Genomic DNA, 17326 nt, shown 5'->3' with positions numbered 1-17326 from the left:
TTGACTCAAGCGGCGGCCTTCTGGCAGGTCGGGCACCAGAACAGGTTCCGGTCCCGGACGCCCGCCGTCGCGACCGGGGTTTCGCACACCAGGCACGGCTGGCCGCTCCGGCGGTAGACGTACACCTCTCCGCCGTGGTCGTCCTTGCGCGGCGGACGTCCCATCGCTTCCGGTGTGTGCTGCGGCCACACCGTGTCGATCCGGCCGATGCGCGCGCCCTCGGCCATCAGGGCGACCAGGTCGTCCCAGATCCCGTCCCACTGCTCGCGGGTCAGCTCGCGGCCCTTGCGGTACGGGTCGAGCCCGGCCCGGTAGAGCACCTCGGCGCGGTAGACGTTGCCCACGCCGGACAGCACCGACTGCTCCATCAGCAGCTCGGCGACGGTCAGCGAGCTGTTCGAGATCTTGCGCCAGGCCAGGTCCGGGTCGGCGTCGGCGCGCAGCGGGTCCGGGCCCAGGCGGCGCAGCAGGGCCGAGCGCTCCTCGGGGCCGTACAGGTCGCACGCCGAGGCGCCGCGCAGGTCGGCATGTCCGGATTTGCCCACCATCCGCAGCCGCACCTGGCCCACCACCGGGCCGGGCGGCTCCTCGGTGACGTGGAACTTCCCATACAAACCCAGGTGCACGTGGATCCAACGGTCCGGGCCGAATCCGATGAACAAATGCTTCCCGTGCGCCTCGGAGCCGGCATACGGAAGATCTGCCACCAGCCGCGCACTGGCTTCGAAACGCCCCTGCGGGCTGCTGACCTCGGACAACGGGGATTCGGAGGTGAATTCGGGGGTGAAGACCGAGTCGAGTTTGCCGGCAAGACGGTGAATCACGTGACCTTCGGGCATACCTAAGGACACTACCCGTCCCCACCGACACCGGATCACGACGAAGGCGGCAGCCTGATGACCATTGAGAGCCTCGGCCGCAAGGGCGGCCCCAAGCCCGGAGACCTCGGCGCGAACCCGCGCCACAGCCGACGCCCGCAGCCGGAGACGAGGATCGTGCCCACGGCGCGACCCAAGCCCGCACCGCCGCGGACGCCTCCGGGTATGAGCGAGGCACGACGGGCCGTCCCCCAGCCGCCGGCGCAGCGACCCCAGGGACAGCAGCCCCAAGGACAGCGGGCCCAGGGAATGCAGCCCCAGGGAATGCAGGGAGCTCAAGAAGCTCAGGAGTCGCAGGGGCAACAGGCCCAGGGACAGGCACAGGGACAACAGGCGCAGGCGCACACCTCGACGCAGTCCCGCGTCAGCGAAGCGAAGCCGGCCAGGCCCCCCGAAGCCCAGAACACCCGGGACCGGACTCCCGGACCGAACCCCGGACAGCAGAAACCCCGCGGTCGCGGGGACGCCAAGGCCGAGAACCGCGGCGAACGCTCCCTCTACGACGGCGGCTCCCCCTCCGCGAACCGCCTGGGTCCGGCGAAGGCGATGCGCGCCCGGGACGTTTCGCGGCCGCGTGACTGGTGATGGGGGACACGGCGATATATGGCGAAGGCCCGGGACCGTCAGGTCACCGGGCCTTCTGCGTCATGTCGGGATGACAGGATTTGAACCTGCGACATCGTGCCCCCAAAGCACGCGCGCTACCAAGCTGCGCCACATCCCGGTCCTCGCGACAGCAGGTTAGCACTGCGGTAGTCCCTCAGTCCTGACGCTTTCCGCGCTGAGCGGACGGCGACAGGGACAGCGACAGGGACGGGGACCGTATTAGCGGTCCCCGCCTGAGCACACCTCTATAGCGTGTCCCGCTCAGTCGAAGATCGGGTCCTGAGTCCGGGTCCGCTTGAGCTCGAAGAACCCGGGCGTGGACGCCACCAGCACGCAACCGTCCCACAGCTTGCCCGCGTCCTCGCCCTTCGGCGCCGGGGTCACGACCGGGCCGAAGAAGGCCACGCCGTTCACCGCCACCACTGGGGTGCCGACGTCCTGGCCGACCAGGGTTATGCCCTCGGAGTGCGACTTGCGCAGCGCCTCGTCGTAGCGGTCGGTGTCGGCGGCGTCGGCCAGCGAGGCCGGCAGGCCGACCTCCTCCAGCGCCTCGATGATCACCTCGCGGGTGTACTCGCGACCGCCGGGGTGGTGCCGGGTGCCCAGCGCCGTGTACAGCGGCAGCACGTACTCGTCACCGTGCTCCTGCTGCGCGGCCGTCACCACGCGGACTGGGCCCCAACCTGCGTCCATCAGGTCGCGGTACTTCTCCGGCAGGTCCTCGCGGTGCTCGTTGAGCACCGACAGCGACATGACGTGCCAGCGCACGTCCACCGGACGGGTCTTCTCGACCTCCAGCATCCAGCGGGACGTCATCCAGGCCCAGGGGCACAGCGGGTCGAACCAGAAGTCGGCCACGGCGCGCGGGACCGCCGTTTCGGGGGTAGGAGAGCTCATGCCCCAACCCAACACCATCGGACCTGCGGCTAATCCCGGAGGCGCCCGCCAGGGCGATCGTGCAAGGATCGATGGCGACAACTCGATTCAAAGCGACAAGGAGCCGTGCAAGGGTGCCCGGTACTAATCTGACCCGCGAAGAAGCCCAGGAGCGCGCGGCGCTGCTGGACGTCCAGTCCTACGAGGTGAGCCTGGACTGGTCGAACGCCTCCGATCCGGAGGCGAAGACCTACCCATCGGCCACGACGGTGCGGTTCCGGGCGAACACCCCGGGCGCGTCCACGTTCATCGACCTGATCGCCCCCGGAGTGCGGGAGATCACGCTGAACGGGAAGGCGGTGGACCCGGCCGAGGCCTTCAAGGACAGCCGGATCACGCTGGCGAACCTCCAGGCGGACAACGAGCTGCGGGTCGTCGCCGACTGCGCCTACATGAACACCGGCGAGGGTCTGCACCGGATGATCGACCCGGTGGACGGCGAGGCCTATCTGTACACGCAGTTCGAGGTCCCGGACTCGCGACGGGTGTTCGCCGCGTTCGAGCAGCCCGACCTGAAGGCCACCTTCGCCTTCACCGTCCAGGGCCCGGACTCCTGGCAGATCTTCTCCAACTCCCCCACCCCGGCCGCCGAGCCGAACGGGGACGGCACGGCCGTGTGGGTCTTCGAGCCGACCCCGCGGATCTCGTCGTACATCACCGCGCTGGTCGGCGGGAAGTACCACGTCGCGCGCTCGGAGCACACCACCAAGCGCGGGCAGAAGATCCCGCTGGCGGTGGCGGTGCGGACCTCGCTGGCCGAGTACCTGCGTCCGGAGGAGATCTTCGAGGTCACCCGGCAGGGCTTCGACTTCTTCACCGAGAAGTTCGACCGCGACTACCCGTTCGCGAAGTACGACCAGCTGTTCGTGCCGGAGTTCAACGCCGGCGCGATGGAGAACGCGGGCTGTGTCACCTTCCGCGAGGAGATGATCTTCCGGTCGAAGGTCACCGACGCCGCCTACGAGCAGCGCGCCGAGGTCATCCTGCATGAGATGGCCCACATGTGGTTCGGTGACCTGGTCACCATGCAGTGGTGGAACGACCTGTGGCTGAACGAGTCGTTCGCCACCTTCACCTCGTTCTACGCGCAGTCCGCCGCGACCCGCTTCAAGGACGCCTGGACCACCTTCGCCAACGGCGAGAAGTCCTGGGGCTACCGCCAGGACCAGCTGCCCAGCACGCACCCGATCGTCGCGGAGATCAGCGACCTCGAGGATGTGATGGTCAACTTCGACGGCATCACGTACGCCAAGGGCGCCTCGGTCCTGAAGCAGCTGGTGGCCTGGGTCGGCGACGACCACTTCTTCGAGGGCGTCCGCGCCTACTTCAACCGCCACGAGTGGGGCAACACCACCCTGGCCGACCTGCTCGGCGCGCTGGAGGAGACCTCCGGGCGCGACCTGAAGGAGTGGGCGAAGGCTTGGCTGGAGACCGCCGGTCCGAACACGCTGCGGCCGGTGTATGAGGTCGATGACGCGGGCAACTTCACCTCCTTCGCCGTTGAGCAGGAGGGCTTCTCCGAGCAGTTCCCGACGCTGCGTCCGCACCGTTTGGCGATCGGTTTGTACAACATGGTCGAGGGCGCGCTGGTGCGTACCGACCGGGTGGAGCTGGACGTCACCGGCGCCCGCACCGACGTGGCCGACCTGGTCGGCAAGGCCCGCCCGGCGCTGGTGCTGCTCAACGACGACGACCTCACCTACGCCAAGATCCGCCTGGACGAGCATTCGATGGCGACGCTGGTGGACCATGTCGGTGATTTCGCCGAGTCCCTGCCGCGGACCCTGTGCTGGGGCGCTGCCTGGGACATGCTGCGCAACGCCGAGCTGGCCGCGCGCGACTACCTCAAGCTGGTGTTGAGTGGCATCGGCCGGGAGTCCGACATCGGCGTGGCGCAGCTGCTGCAGCGGCAGGCCAAGTCCGCGGTGGAGCTGTTCGCCGACCCGGCGTGGCGCCCGACCGGCCAGGCGCTGCTGGCCGACGCCTCCTGGGAGCACCTGAAGGCCGCCGAGCCCGGCTCGGACTTCCAGCTCGCCTGGGTCCGCTCCTTCGCCGGCGCCGCGCTGACCGACGAGCAGCTGGCCTACGTGGCCGCCCTGCTGGACGGCTCCCAGACCCTGGAGGGCCTGACGGTCGACACCGAGCTGCGCTGGACCCTGCTGATGGCCCTGGTGGTCGGCGGCAAGGCGGACGTCCCGGAGATCGAGGCCGAGCTGGAGCGCGACAAGACCGCCACCGGCGAGCGCTACGCCCTCCAGGCCCGCGCCGCCCGGCCGACCGCCGAGGCCAAGGCCGAGGCGTGGGCATCGGTGGTGGACGGGGACACCCTGGCCAACCACACCGTGGCCTCGGTCATCGGCGGCTTCCAGTCGGTCCCGGCCGACAAGCGCGAGGAACTGCTGAAGCCCTACGTCGCGAAGTACTTCGCCTCGGTCGAGGGCGCCTGGGACTCCCGCACCCACGAGATCGCCACGCAGATCGCGACCGGCCTGTACCCGACGTTCGTGATCGAGCAGGGCACGCTGGAGGCCACGCAGGCGTTCCTGGACTCGGCGCAGCCGGTCCCGGCGCTGCGGCGGCTGGTCGTGGAGTCCGCGGACACCGTCGGGCGCTGCCTGAAGGCGCAGGAGAAGGACCGCTCCGCGGCCTGAGAACAGACCGGTCCGGCATCTCGGGGACGAGAGGCCGGACCGGGTCGGAAAGACTGAAGCGGCCCGGGCGGACATCGCCCGGGCCGCTTCGCTGTGCGGTGGTTCCTGCGGTTACGGCTGCCCGGCGTGCAGCACCGGGGCCTTCATCGCGTGCTCCATCAGCGAGCCCAGGCCGTTGACGATCCCGCCGGCCAGGTCGCCGAGGGCGAACGTGGAGGCCATGGCGGCCGCGGCCAGGCCGGCCGCGCGATCGTCGACACGGCGCTTGGCGTCCACGCCGGTGACGATCTGCAGCTGGTTGCGGCGCGGGTCGACGACGACCAGCACGGAGCGGTCGGCCTCGGCCAGCTGCCGGTGCAGCCGCACCGACTGGGCGTGCAGGTCGCCCTCGACGGAGCCGACGTAGACCGAGAACTTCAGGCCGGTCTGCTGCTCGGCGGTGGCGATCGCCTTGGCGATGTCCTGCTCCTGACGGGCGCTGAAAGCGTCACCAGCGGGCACTGGCGCCTCCCTCGGTCTGGGCCTCGGAGTAGGCCGTGAGCTCCTTCAGCGAGGTCCCGGTCAGCGCGCGGCCGGCGGCCTCGCCGTGCTCGTCGCGCGGGCCGCCGAACCAGACCGGCGCGGCCCACCAGCTGAGCTGGTGCGGCCGGTAGCGGTTGCCGCGGGCGATCGACGGGGCGAGCACCAGCAGCGCGATGATGCAGAAGATCGCAGCCGGGATGCCGATGTACACGAGGATGGTGGCGACGGCGGACATGCCGGGGCCCGGGTCGTCGCCCGCGTCCCTGTGCAGGGCGAACGCCGGGGACGCCAGCAGCAGGGGCACCGCCGCCAGCGAGCCGAGGGTCGCCGTACGCAACGCCCGGCGCGTCCGCGCTTCGGGGGTGGTCGGTGGTTTCACGTCTCCACGGTATCTGACGTGGCCTCACGCCTGAAAAGCAGGGGCCGCCCCCGGCGAACCGGGAGCGGCCTCTGGCTTTCTGTACTGCAATTCGCGGGTCGGTGCTCAAAGAGATTCAGGTCAGGCGGCCGCGAAGGCTCCGTCCACCCCGAGCCCTTTAGGCTCCCCGCCGTACGCCTCCAGATAAGGCGACCAGCGCGGGTCCTGTCTTCCTGAGGACAAGATCCGCCAAGCCGAACCGGCCGGCTGTGCCGGGGCCCGGCGCATGCGCCACCCCAGGTCCGGCAGCGGACGGTCCGCCTTCACGTGGTTGCAGCGGCGGCAGGCCGAGACGACGTTGTCCCAGGCGTGCTGTCCGCCGCGCGAACGCGGGATCACATGGTCGATGCTGGTCGCGGGCGCGTCGCAGTAGACACACCGGCCGCCGTCGCGAGCGAAGATGGCACGGCGTGTCAGGGGCACCGCCCGGCGGTTCGGCACCCTGATGTAGCGGGTGAGCCGGATCACCGAGGGCGCGGGCATCGACCAGGTGGCCGCGTGGAGCAGGTCGCCGGATCCCTCAAGGGTGACGGCCTTGTCGCTGAGGATCAGAACCACTGCGCGGCGTTGGCTCACGACGCATAACGGCTCATACGAAGCGTTCAAAAGAAGTGCGTGCGGCACTGGTGGCCTCCTGACCGAGTCCGACGCGTGGCTCGCGCCGGAGCTAACGTTCCCGGCCCGCTTACAGCGCACCCGGCGGGCGGCCGATGCCTCAGCTGACACATCAGCGCACGTCGGAGTGCGTATCCGCGGATCGGTTCACGGGTAGATCCAGTCTGTCCGCTGTTGTGGTTCCCGCGCTACCAGATTTCACGCACATCTTCAAAATCATGTGTCACGAGAGGGTTAACGCAGATCGTCCACAACACATAGTCTTCTGAGGCATGTCGTCCTTTGCATACCCGCAGGCCGAACGTCTCACTGTGGCCGATCACCTGCATGGCCGCGACGTCCCCGATCCTTACCGCTGGCTGGAGGACCCGAAGGACCCGCGGACCGAAGCCTGGGGCGCGGCCCAGGACTCCCTGCTGGCCGAGGCCCGCGCGGGCTGGCCGGCCACCTCCGGATTCGCCGCGCGGCTGGCCGCGCTGATGGGCACCGGCGACGTCTCGGCGCCGACGTGGCGCGGCGGACGCCGCTTCCTGACGCGGCGGCTGCCGAGCCAGGAGCACGCGGTGCTGCTCGTGATCGAGGCCGACGGCACCGAGCGGGTGCTGCTCGACCCGGTGGCGCTCGATCCGTCCGGCACCACGACCCTGGACGGCTGGCAGCCGTCGAAGGAGGGCGACCGCCTGGCCTACCTGGTCTCGGAGGCCGGGACCGAGGAGTCCGTCCTCTACGTGATCGACGTCGACACCCTGGACCGCATCGAGGGCCCGATCACCCGCGCGCGGTACACCCCGGTGGCCTGGCTGCCCGGCGGCGAGGCCTACTACTACGTCCGCAAGCCGCACCCCGACACCGTTCCCGAAGGGGAAGAGCAGTTCCACCGGCGCGTGCAGCTGCACAAGGTGGGGACCGACCCGGACGTCGAGGACGTCGAGATCTTCGGCGCCGGCAAACCGAAGACCAGCTATTACGGGGTCTCGGTGACCCGCGACGGCCGCTGGCTGGAGATCGACACCCACGCCGGGACCGCGCCGCGCAACGACGTGTACGTCGCCGACCTGGCCGCGAGCTCCCACGAGTGCCCCGAACTGGTCCCGGTCCAGGTCGGCCAGGACAACCTGACCTCGGTCGAGATCTGCGACGCCGACTCCCCGCTGACCGGCAGCGTCCTGCTGTGGACCGACCGGGACGCCCCGCGCGGCCGGATCTGCGTGGCCCCGGCCGGCGAGCTCGCCTACGAGAACTGGCGCGACCTGGTCCCCGAGGACCCGGACGCGGTTCTGAACTCCTTCGCGCTGCTGGACGGCCCAGAATTGGAACGGCCGCTGCTGGCCGTGGCCCGCACCCGGCACGCGGTCGGCGAGCTGGCGCTGCACGACGCCCGCACCGGCGAGAAGGTCGGCGAGATCCCGCTGCCGGGCCTGGGCACGCTGGCCGGGCTGACCACCCGCCCCGGGGGCGGGCACGAGCTCTGGTTCGGCTACACCGACTACACCACCCCGCTGCAGATCCACCACTTCGACGCCCGCGCCGGCCTGACCACCCTGTGGGAGCGGCCGCCGGCCGAGGTCGAGCTCCCGCAGGTCCGCACGCGGCAGGTCACGTACACGTCCAAGGACGGCACCGCGATCCGGATGTTCGTCATCGAAGCCGGCCAGGACGACGCAGGGGCTGCAGAGGGCGCAGAGGGCGCCACGGGCCCGAAGCCGACCATCCTCTACGGCTACGGCGGCTTCAACATCTCCATGACCCCGGTCTACAGCCCGCGGATCCTGGCCTGGGTCGAGGCCGGCGGCGCCTACGCGGTCGCGAACCTGCGCGGCGGCTCCGAGGAGGGCGAGGAGTGGCACCGCGCCGGGATGATGGAGAACAAGCAGAACGTCTACGACGACTTCCACGCCGCCGGCGACTGGCTGGTCGACGACGGCGTCACCACGCGCGCGCAGCTCGGGATCTTCGGCGGCTCCAACGGCGGGCTGCTGGTCGGCGTGGCGCTGACCCAGCACCCTGAGAAGTACGCGGCCGTGCTGTGCTGGGCGCCGCTGCTGGACATGATCCGCTACGAGCAGCACGGCCTCGGCGTCACGTGGAACGAGGAGTACGGCACGGTCGAGGACCCCGAGCAGTTCGGGTGGCTGATCGCCTACTCCCCGTATCACAACGTGCACGAGGGCACCGCGTACCCGGCCACGCTGTTCGCCGTCTTCGACAGCGACAGCCGCGTCGACCCGCTGCACGCCCGCAAGCTCGCCGCCGCCCTCCAGCACGCCACCTCGGCGCCGATCGCCGAGAAGCCGGTGCTGTTCCGCGCGGAGCGCGAGGCCGGACACGCCGCCCGCAGCGTCTCCAAAACCGTGGGGGTATACGCCGATATGTGGGGCTTCATGGCCGCGGAGCTGGGACTGGAAGTGACGCCGACCGGCGTGCCAGTCTGACCCTTATGGATCTTCGAGTACTCACGGAACCGCAGCAGGGTGCCTCCTACGACACCCTGCTGCGGGTCGCCCGCGCCGCCGAAGACCTCGGCTACGACGGCTTCTTCCGCTCCGACCACTACCGGGCCGGCGGAGTCGCGGACGGGCTGCCGGGTCCCACCGACTGCTGGACGACGCTGGCCGGACTCGCACGGGAGACGCGGCGCATACGCCTGGGCTCGCTCGTGACGCCGGTGACGTTCCGCCTCCCGGGGCCGCTGGCGATCCAGGTGGCGCAGGTGGACCAGATGTCCGGCGGCCGGGTCGAGCTGGGCCTGGGCACCGGCTGGGACGCGGCCGAGCACGCCGCGTACGGGATCCCGTTCCCGGACCGCAGGTTCGACCTGCTCGAGGAGCAGCTCCAGATCGTCAAGGGGCTCTGGAGCACGCCGGCCGGGCAGAGGTACTCGTTCAAGGGCGAGCACTACGAGCTCACCGACTCCCCCGCGCTCCCCAAGCCCGCGCAGAGCCCGCATCCGCCGATCATCGTCGGCGGCCGGGGTCCGCAGCGGACGCCGCGCCTGGCCGCGACCTACGCCTCGGAGTACAACTCGAACTTCCGGCCCTCGGACCAGGTCGCGGACAGCTATGTCCGGGTGCGGGAAGCCTGCGAGGCGGTCGGGCGCGATCCGGACACCCTGACTCTGTCGGTGACCATGGTCGTGGCCTGCGGACGGACCGACGCGGAGATCGAGCGGCGCGCCGAGGCGATAGCGCGCAAGACCGCGGCGAACCAGATGGTGCTGCGGCTGACGCCGGGTCGACTTCTCGAAAAACTTGGCGAATATCACGCGATCGGAACCCGGCGCGTCTACCTGCGCACTTTCGACCTCGACGACCTGGACCAGCTGGAGCTCATCGCGAGCGAAGTTTTTCCGGCCGCGCGGATCCTCTAATCTGGCGATGTTTTCATACGTCTTCTTGATGACCCCGTGAGGCCCTGAACCAAGTGTCCGCAGCTTCCATCCTCGCCGCAGCGCACAAGCCGCCGTCCACGCCCGGTGCCGGCTCCTCCAGCGCTCCGTCGACCGATCCGACCGGGTCGCTGAGCACGAAGGCGGAACACGTGGGCAACTGGTTCAGCAACCACACCAGCGTCATCGTCTCCGACACGATCACGATCGTGTCGATCATCGTCGTGGCGATGATCCTGCGGAAGGTCACCCGGACCTTCATCCGCCGGACCATCGAGAAGGCCGCGATGCGCGCCGAGTCCAAGCCGGGGCGGTTCCTGGAGTCCGGGCTCCTCATGGGCGCCGAGCGGCGGATGCAGCGCACCCGCGCCCTCGGCGGCGTCCTGGGCAGCATCGCCAGCGTGACCATCATGATCATCGCGACGCTGATGATCGTCCAACAGCTGCACATCCCCACCGGGCCGCTGCTGGCCTCGGTCGGCGGCCTGTCGGTGGCGGTCGGCTTCGGCGCCCGCGACGTGGTGACCGACCTGCTGGCCGGGATCTTCATGATCATGGAGGACCAGTACGGGGTCGGCGACTTCATCGACGCCGGCGTCGCCAAGGGCACCGTGGAGGACGTGGGCCTGCGGATCACGCAGCTGCGCGACCCCGACGGCGTGGTCTGGTACGTGCGCAACGGCACCATCAAGCGGGTCGGCAACCAGTCGCAGGGGCACGCGCGCGCCATCGTGGACGTCCCGGTCTCGTACACCGAGAACCCCTCGCGGGTCAGCGACATCATGGTCGAGACCGCGCACCAGCTGTTCGAGGACCCGATGTGGAAGGCCAGCTTCCTGTCCGAGGCGCCGACCATCGCGGGCATCGAGTCCATCGAGGGCGACCACATGATGATGCGCGTCAGCATGCGCACCGCCCCGCGCACCAGCTCCGAGGTCGCGCGGGAGCTGCGGTACCGGCTGCTCGCGGCCTTCGACGAGGCCGGGGTGAAGGTCGGCCTGCCCGCGGCCTCCGGGAGCAGCGGCGTCGAGGACGCCGTCCCTGCTCAAACGGGGCGCAACCCCTGAGGGGTCCATCGACCGGTTGACCCCCGGATTCAACCGGTAGCACCTCATGTCCGGACCGCCCCGGCGGGCACTGTGGAGGCATGACCACAGCACTGCGCGTCAGGGGACTGCGCAAGAACTACGGGGACGCCGCGGCGCTCGCCGGCGTCGATCTGGACGTCGCCGCCGGCGAGGTCTTCGCGCTGCTGGGACCGAACGGCGCGGGCAAGAGCACCGCCGTGGAGATCCTGGAGGGGCTTCGGGGGCGCGACGCGGGCGAGGTGTCGGTGCTGGGCGTGGACCCGGCCCGGGCGGACCACCGGTGGCGGGCCCGGATCGGGGTCGTGCTGCAGGAGGCCAAGGACTTCACCATGCTGCGGGTCGGGGAGGCCGTGCGGCAGTTCGGCGCCTACTACCCGGCCCCCCGCGACCCGGACGAGGTGATCGCGGCCGTCGGGCTCACCGAGCAGACCCGCACCCTCACCTCGCGGTTGTCCGGCGGGCAGCGGCGGCGGCTGGACGTGGCCCTGGGCATCATCGGCGGCCCGGAGCTGCTGTTCCTGGACGAGCCGACGACCGGGTTCGACCCGGCCGCCCGCCGGCAGTTCTGGGAGCTGATCCGCTCGCTGCGCACCGCCGGGACCACGATCCTGCTCACCACGCACTACCTGGAGGAGGCCGAGGCGCTGGCCGACCGGGTCGGCGTGCTGGCCGAGGGCCGGCTGGTCGAGGTGAACGCGCCGGACCGGCTCGGCGGCCGGGACCGGGCCGAGGCGATCGTGACCTGGGAGGAGGACGGCCACCGCTGCGAGCAGCGCACCTCGGAGCCGACGCGGTTCGTCGCTGAGCTGTCGACGCTGTTCCGGGGCGAGATCCCGGGGCTGTCGGTGGTGCGGCCGTCGCTGGAGGACATCTACCTGGGGCTGATCGGGGCGCGGGAGGAGAGTTCGCGATGAGCGCGATGGCGACAGGGCAGACAGTCGAGACGGCGGGGGCCGCGGAGGGGACGACTGAGGCCTTGGAACGACAGCGTGCCACGCTGCGCGAGGTGTGGCGGATCGGGCGGGTGCGGATGGCCGTGGAGGTGGTGCAGCTGACCCGCAACACCGGCCTGCTGATCTACACCTTCGCGGTGCCGGTGGTGATGCTGCTGCTGTTCGGGTCGATCTTCCGGGGGCGGATCGAGGGGACGGACGCGACGTACCAGCAGGTCTACGCGACCGGGATGATCGGTATGTGCGTCATCAACGGCGCGCTGCAGAACCTGGCGTACCAGGTGGCCGGGGAGCGCCACACCAAGGCGCTCAAGCGGCTGCGGACCACGCCGATGCCGGCCGCGTCGTACTTCCTGGGCAAGGTCGCCTCGGTGCTGGCCGCGACGCTCGCTCAGGTCGCGGTGATGCTGCTGGTCGGGGTGACGGTGATGGGGCTGAGCCTGCCGACCTCGCCGGAGCGCTGGTTCACCTTCGCCTGGGTGCTGATCCTCGGCTGCACCGCCTGCAGCCTGCTGGGCATCGGGATGAGCGGGCTCATCCGCTCCGAGAACGGCGGCGCGATCGTCTGGCTGCCGATCATGGTGTTGCAGTTCATCTCGGGGGTGTTCATCTTGTTCTCGCAGTTGCCCAAGGCGGTCCAGGAGATCGGGGCGGCGTTCCCCATCAAGTGGCTGTGCCAGGGGATGCGCTCGGTGTTCCTGCCGGACTCGTTCAAGTACGCCGAACCGGCCCGGTCCTGGGAACACGAGCGGCTTGCCCTGGTGCTGGCGGGCTGGTGTGTGATCGGCTTGGTCCTGTGCCTGAAGACGTTCACGTGGCGGGGAAGGGACGACGGGTGATCGAGCCCGACACGTCGGACGGGCCCGCGGGCCCGTCCGACGCCCCGGCGTCCGGCACCCCGGCGTGCAGCGGCCCGGCCGAAAAGCCGGCCGCCGGCGCTTCCGCCGTCAGCGACACCATCGCCCAGGACGCCCGCGACTCCTTCGAGTCCTGGAAGCGCATCGCGCGGTGGTGGGCCATCGGATGGCACTTCGGCCTGGCCGTCGGGGTCCTGCTGGTCGCGATCGAGCACAAGCCGGTCTGGCTGTACTTCGCGCTCGCCGGGATGTCGGCGTCCTACCTGCTGCTCCAGCACCGCTGGCTGCTCGACCGCGGCAGCCCGCGCGCCGTGTACTACCACCTGGCGATCGTGTGCACGCTGTGCTTCGCCCTGGTGTGGGCCGACATCAGCCTGGTCTTCTTGGCCAGCGTCGTGTTGTCCCAGTTCTCGCCGCTGACCGGTTTCCGGACCCGGGGCATCCTGCTCCTGGCCGTGGCCTCCGCGGTCCTGACCCTGCCGATCGCCCTGCGCGACGGCCTCACCGGCGGCAGCGCGGCCGCCTGGGGGCTGACGGCCGGCGCCGCGCTGTTCTTCAACCTGTTCATCGGGGTCTTCTTCGGCGAGATGCTGAACGACCACGACCGGCGCGGCGCGCTGATCCGCGAGCTGGAGGCCACCCGGGCCGAGCTGGAGCGGGCCCACCACGAGGCCGGCGTGCGCGAGGAGCGCGAACGGCTGGCCCGGGAGATCCACGACACCCTCGCCCAGGGCTTCACCAGCCTGCTGATGCTGATCCAGGCCGCCGAGGCGACGCTGGACACCGACCCCGCGACCACCCGGGAGCGGCTGGACCTGGCCGCCCGCTCCGCCCGGGAGAACCTGGCCGAGGCCAGGGCCCTCATCGGCGGCGACCCGACCGCCGGACTCCCGCTGGACGCGGCCCTGCGGCGCGCGGCGGCCCGGATCGGCGAGGAACTGGGCATGACCACCGCGGTCGACATCGGCGGGACCCCGCGGACACTGACCGCCACCGTGCAGGTCGTGACACTGCGGGTGGCGCAGGAGGCGCTGGCCAACATCCGCAAACACGCGCAGGCTGCGTCGGCCACGGTGTGGCTGACCTACGGCGCCGACCGGCTGACGCTGGCCGTGGAGGACGACGGCGTCGGGATGCCGGCGGCGCCCTGCGACGGGTTCGGCATGCGCTCCATGCGCGAGCGCGTCGAGCAGGTGGGCGGCGAGCTGACGATCACCAGCGCGCCCGGTGCCGGGACGCGCGTCGAGGCGGAGGTGCCCTATGAGTGAGCGGGACGGGAATCTCCGTGTCCTGATCGTGGACGACCACCCGGTGGTCCGCGCCGGGCTGACCGGCATGCTGGCCGCCGAGCCGGACCTGGAGGTGGTGGCCGAGGCCGCCGACGGGGCCGAGGCCGTGCGCCTGGCCCTGGAGCTGGCTCCGGACGTGGTGCTGATGGACCTGCGGATGGCCGGCGTGGACGGGGTCGAGGCCACCGCCCGGCTGGCCGCCGCGGCCCCGGCCGTCAAGGTGCTGATCCTGACCACCTACGACACCGACGCCGACATCGTCCGGGCGGTCGAGGCCGGGGCCACCGGCTACCTGCTGAAGGACACCCCGCGCGCGGACCTGGCCGAGGCGGTGCGGCTGGCCGCCCGCGGCGAGACGGTCCTGGCCCCGGCGGTGGCCGCCAAGCTCGTCAGCCGCATGCGCACGCCCGCCGCGCCGCCGCTGACCCCGCGCGAGCGCGAGGTGCTGGCGCTGGTCGCCCGCGGCCTGGCGAACGCCGAGATCGGCCGCGAGCTGTTCATCAGCGAGGCCACGGTGAAGACCCACCTGGTCCGGGTGTTCGGCAAGCTCGGCGTGGACGACCGCACCGCGGCGGTGACGAAGGCGATGGCCCAGGGCCTGCTGTGAGGGGAATGCCCCGCCCCCGCCGCGAGGTTGACCGCGCAGGAACTCGGCGACGGCGATTGGGGACAGCACGGTGGCACAGACAACGGTGGCACAGACAAGGGATCTCTACCTGAGCGTGGCGGACACGGCAGCGAAGCTGTTGGCCGCACCAGAGGTCGCAGAAGGCTGGGACAAGCCATCGGCCCTGGCGAAGCTCAGCGTCCAGGGGCTGGCAGGCCATCTGGCCGGGCAGGTCTTCTTCATCCCCGCGGTGCTGGCCGAGCCGGTACCCGCCGAACCCGCCATCTCGATCCACGAGTACTACGAACAGGTCAGCTGGATCGGCTCGGACCTCGACACGCCGTTCAACCAAGCCATCCGGTCCGGTGGCGAGCAGGAGGCAGCCGACGGGCCGGCCGCTCTGGCCGCCCGGGTCGCCGCGTGCGTCGAGGGGTTGGGCACCGTCCTGCCGGCCGCACCGGACCGCCTGGTGCGCCGCCCCACCTGGGGTCCGTGGTCGATCACCCTCGACGACTTCGTGACCAGCCGGATGCTGGAGTTGATCGTCCACTCCGACGACCTCGCCTACAGCGTCGGACTGCCGACGCCGGAGTTCCCGGCCCGCGCCGTCGAGACGGTCGTGGACCTGCTGTCCCGCATCGCCCTGCGCCGGCACGGCGCGACCGACGTCCTGCGCGCGCTGAGCCGCAGCGAACGCGCTCCGGCTTCGATCTCCGCGCTCTAGCCCCGTTCCGGGACCGGGGGCGGCCGGGCGGCGCGCTGACCGCGCCGCCCGCAGGACCCTGCCTACCCTCGGAGCCATGACCCCCGAACAAGCCCGCGCCCTCTTCCTGCGGCAGCCGCACGCGATCCTGGCCACCGCGGACGCCTCAGGCGTCCCTCATCTGGTGCCGGTAGTCTTCGCCGAGGCCGGTGCCGGCCTGGCCCTCGTGGTGGACCACAAGCCCAAGCGCAGCACCGATCTGAAGCGGTTGCGGAACATCGCGGCGAACCCGCACGTCTGCTTATTGGCGGAGCACTACGACGCCGACTGGAACGCCTTGTGGTGGGCCCGCGCCGACGGCACCGCCCGCGTCAGCCCTCTGGCGCCGGAGGTACTGACCGCGTTCCAGCGGAAGTACCCGCAGTACCGCGCGACGCCCCCGCAGGGGCCCGCGGTGGAAGTGGCGGTCGCGAAGTGGTCGGGCTGGGCCGCCCGGCGGGAAGACTCTTGACGAGCGGGGACGGGACCGCTACCCTCCCTTTTCGTTAGTAAACTTTCCTAATAGTTGCCGACCGGCACGAGGGAGCGGGGAGGAGAATGCCGCCGTGGCCAATCCTGACACCACCCCCGGTACCCCCCGTCTTCTGCGGTCGATCAACGACCGGTCGGCCCTGGAGCTGCTCCTGGAGCACGGTCCGCTGACCCGCACCCGGATCGGAGCGCTGACCGGGCTGTCCAAGCCCACCGCCAGCCAGCTGGTCGACCGGCTGCTGACCGCCGACCTGATCGTCCCGGCCGGCACCGCGGCCGGCGGCCCCGGACCCAGCGCGCAGCTGTACGCCGTGAACCCGGCCGCCGGGCACGCCGGCGGGGTCGACGTCACCCACACCCGGGTCACCGCCGCCGTCGCCGACCTGACCGGCGAGGTGGCCGGCGAGTTCGAGGTGCCGGTGGTCGGCCGCAGCGCGGCCGGGAGCGTGGAGCGCGTGCGCGACGCGCTGCACGGCGCCGCCGAGGCCGCCGGGGTCGCCCCGGAGGCGGTGCGGCACGTGGTCATCGGCGTCCCCGGCGCCCCGCACCCGCAGACCGGCCAGCTCGGCTTCGCCCGCGACCTTCCCGGCTGGCACGGCGGCAACCTGGCCCGCCTGCGCGAGGTGCTGGGCGTGCGGGTCGAGGTGGAGAACGACGTGAACCTCGCCGCCATCGCCGAGCAGCACCTGGGCCAGGCCCGAGGCGCCGACGACTTCGTGGTGTTCTGGATGGGCAACGGCATCGGGCTGGCGATCGTGCAGGACGGCAGGTTCGTGCGCGGCGCGAGCGGCGGGGCCGGCGAGATCGGCTACATGCCGGTCGCCCTGGATCCGCAGGACCCGCTGATGAGCTCGACCAAACCGGTGAAGAACACCTTCCAGAACATCGCCGGCCGCCCGGCGGTCCTGCACCTGGCCCGCGAGCACGGCATCCGCGTCGACGACCACTCCGAGGCCGTGCGGCGCGCGGTGGAGACCGGCAACACGGCCATGCTGACCACCCTGGCCCAGCGCACCGCGCGCGGGCTGGCCCCGGTCCTGGCGGTCCTGGACCCCTCGCTCGTCGTCCTGTCCGGCGGCACCCTGCGCGCCGGCGGCGACCTGCTCAAAGACCTGATCACGCACGAGCTGCACGCGGTGGCGGTCCCCCGCCCGACGCTCGCGGTGTCCACCGTGGAGGGCAACCCGGTCCTGGCCGGAGCCATCCACGCGGCGCTGCGGACGGTGCGCGAAGACCTCTTCAACCGCGGGGTGTAGCTCGCGTATGGACGATTTAGACCGGGACAGG

General features: G+C 71.0%; 17 protein-coding genes and 1 tRNA gene. 12 read left to right on the top strand and 6 right to left on the bottom strand.

The window, feature by feature from the left end:
• Positions 1 to 5 precede the first annotated feature (5 nt).
• Complete coding sequence (locus ABH926_RS39610; protein WP_370371243.1) at positions 6 to 839, bottom strand: Fpg/Nei family DNA glycosylase; 834 nt, start codon at positions 837 to 839, stop codon at positions 6 to 8.
• Between the two features lie 57 nt (positions 840 to 896).
• Here ABH926_RS39610 and ABH926_RS39605 point away from each other — a divergent pair, with 57 nt between their 5' ends.
• Positions 897 to 1463 (top strand): hypothetical protein, encoded by a 567-nt coding sequence (locus tag ABH926_RS39605; protein WP_370371242.1) that lies wholly within the window; start codon positions 897 to 899, stop codon positions 1461 to 1463.
• Between the two features lie 65 nt (positions 1464 to 1528).
• Here ABH926_RS39605 and ABH926_RS39600 read toward each other — a convergent pair.
• Both ABH926_RS39600 and ABH926_RS39595 read right to left on the bottom strand, forming a co-directional pair.
• Positions 1529 to 1602, bottom strand: a tRNA-Pro gene (locus tag ABH926_RS39600).
• Between the two features lie 143 nt (positions 1603 to 1745).
• Positions 1746 to 2381, bottom strand: coding sequence for a disulfide bond formation protein DsbA (locus tag ABH926_RS39595; RefSeq protein WP_370371240.1), 636 nt, complete (start codon positions 2379 to 2381; stop codon positions 1746 to 1748).
• 113 nt (positions 2382 to 2494) lie between these two features.
• On the opposite strand from ABH926_RS39595, the gene pepN reads away from it, so the two are divergent.
• Positions 2495 to 5071: an aminopeptidase N gene (gene pepN / locus ABH926_RS39590; protein WP_370371238.1), complete on the top strand. Its 2577-nt coding sequence runs from the start codon at positions 2495 to 2497 to the stop codon at positions 5069 to 5071.
• 111 nt (positions 5072 to 5182) lie between these two features.
• Here pepN and ABH926_RS39585 read toward each other — a convergent pair whose 3' ends face one another.
• The 3 genes from ABH926_RS39585 to ABH926_RS39575 all read right to left on the bottom strand — a co-directional run bounded on the left by ABH926_RS39585 (position 5183) and on the right by ABH926_RS39575 (position 6635).
• The gene (locus tag ABH926_RS39585) at positions 5183 to 5572 is read right to left on the bottom strand and encodes a DUF5130 family protein (RefSeq protein ID WP_370371236.1); all 390 of its coding nucleotides are present in this window, start codon (positions 5570 to 5572) and stop codon (positions 5183 to 5185) included.
• Positions 5559 to 5972: a hypothetical protein gene (locus ABH926_RS39580; protein WP_370371235.1), complete on the bottom strand. Its 414-nt coding sequence runs from the start codon at positions 5970 to 5972 to the stop codon at positions 5559 to 5561. The genes ABH926_RS39585 and ABH926_RS39580 overlap by 14 nt, the downstream gene beginning before the upstream one ends.
• 120 nt (positions 5973 to 6092) lie before the next feature.
• Complete coding sequence (locus tag ABH926_RS39575) at positions 6093 to 6635, bottom strand: HNH endonuclease (RefSeq protein ID WP_015795894.1); 543 nt, start codon at positions 6633 to 6635, stop codon at positions 6093 to 6095.
• Positions 6636 to 6898: 263 nt separating this feature from the next.
• Between ABH926_RS39575 and ABH926_RS39570 the strand changes: the two genes are divergently transcribed.
• The 10 genes from ABH926_RS39570 (at position 6899) to ABH926_RS39525 (ending at position 17295) form a co-directional block, all read left to right on the top strand.
• Positions 6899 to 9058 carry a prolyl oligopeptidase family protein gene (locus ABH926_RS39570; protein ID WP_370371232.1) on the top strand — a complete coding sequence of 720 codons (2160 nt, stop codon included), beginning with the start codon at positions 6899 to 6901 and terminating at the stop codon, positions 9056 to 9058.
• Positions 9059 to 9063: 5 nt separating this feature from the next.
• Positions 9064 to 9993 (top strand): LLM class F420-dependent oxidoreductase, encoded by a 930-nt coding sequence (locus tag ABH926_RS39565; protein WP_370371230.1) that lies wholly within the window; start codon positions 9064 to 9066, stop codon positions 9991 to 9993.
• Between the two features lie 53 nt (positions 9994 to 10046).
• A complete protein-coding gene (locus ABH926_RS39560) occupies positions 10047 to 11078 on the top strand; it encodes a mechanosensitive ion channel family protein (RefSeq protein ID WP_370371229.1) in 1032 nt (343 codons plus the stop codon).
• Between the two features lie 80 nt (positions 11079 to 11158).
• Entirely contained in the window at positions 11159 to 12013 is an 855-nt protein-coding gene (locus tag ABH926_RS39555) for an ABC transporter ATP-binding protein (RefSeq protein ID WP_370371228.1), read from the top strand.
• On the top strand, positions 12010 to 12891 hold the full coding sequence (locus ABH926_RS39550; protein WP_370371226.1) for an ABC transporter permease: 882 nt from the start codon (positions 12010 to 12012) through the stop codon (positions 12889 to 12891). The genes ABH926_RS39555 and ABH926_RS39550 overlap by 4 nt, the downstream gene beginning before the upstream one ends.
• Positions 12888 to 14177: a sensor histidine kinase gene (locus ABH926_RS39545; RefSeq protein WP_370371225.1), complete on the top strand. Its 1290-nt coding sequence runs from the start codon at positions 12888 to 12890 to the stop codon at positions 14175 to 14177. Before ABH926_RS39550 ends, ABH926_RS39545 begins: the two co-directional genes overlap by 4 nt.
• Positions 14170 to 14805, top strand: coding sequence for a response regulator (locus tag ABH926_RS39540; protein ID WP_370371223.1), 636 nt, complete (start codon positions 14170 to 14172; stop codon positions 14803 to 14805). Before ABH926_RS39545 ends, ABH926_RS39540 begins: the two co-directional genes overlap by 8 nt.
• Positions 14806 to 14890: 85 nt before the next feature.
• Complete coding sequence (locus ABH926_RS39535; protein ID WP_370371331.1) at positions 14891 to 15529, top strand: maleylpyruvate isomerase N-terminal domain-containing protein; 639 nt, start codon at positions 14891 to 14893, stop codon at positions 15527 to 15529.
• Between the two features lie 76 nt (positions 15530 to 15605).
• A complete protein-coding gene (locus ABH926_RS39530) occupies positions 15606 to 16019 on the top strand; it encodes a TIGR03668 family PPOX class F420-dependent oxidoreductase (RefSeq protein WP_370371221.1) in 414 nt (137 codons plus the stop codon).
• 94 nt (positions 16020 to 16113) lie between these two features.
• Positions 16114 to 17295, top strand: coding sequence for an ROK family protein (locus ABH926_RS39525; protein WP_370371219.1), 1182 nt, complete (start codon positions 16114 to 16116; stop codon positions 17293 to 17295).
• Positions 17296 to 17326 lie beyond the last annotated feature (31 nt).

This window comes from Catenulispora sp. GP43, from assembly GCF_041260665.1.
GTDB lineage: Bacteria > Actinomycetota > Actinomycetes > Streptomycetales > Catenulisporaceae > Catenulispora.
This window is presented reverse-complemented; position numbering and strand designations above follow the sequence as displayed.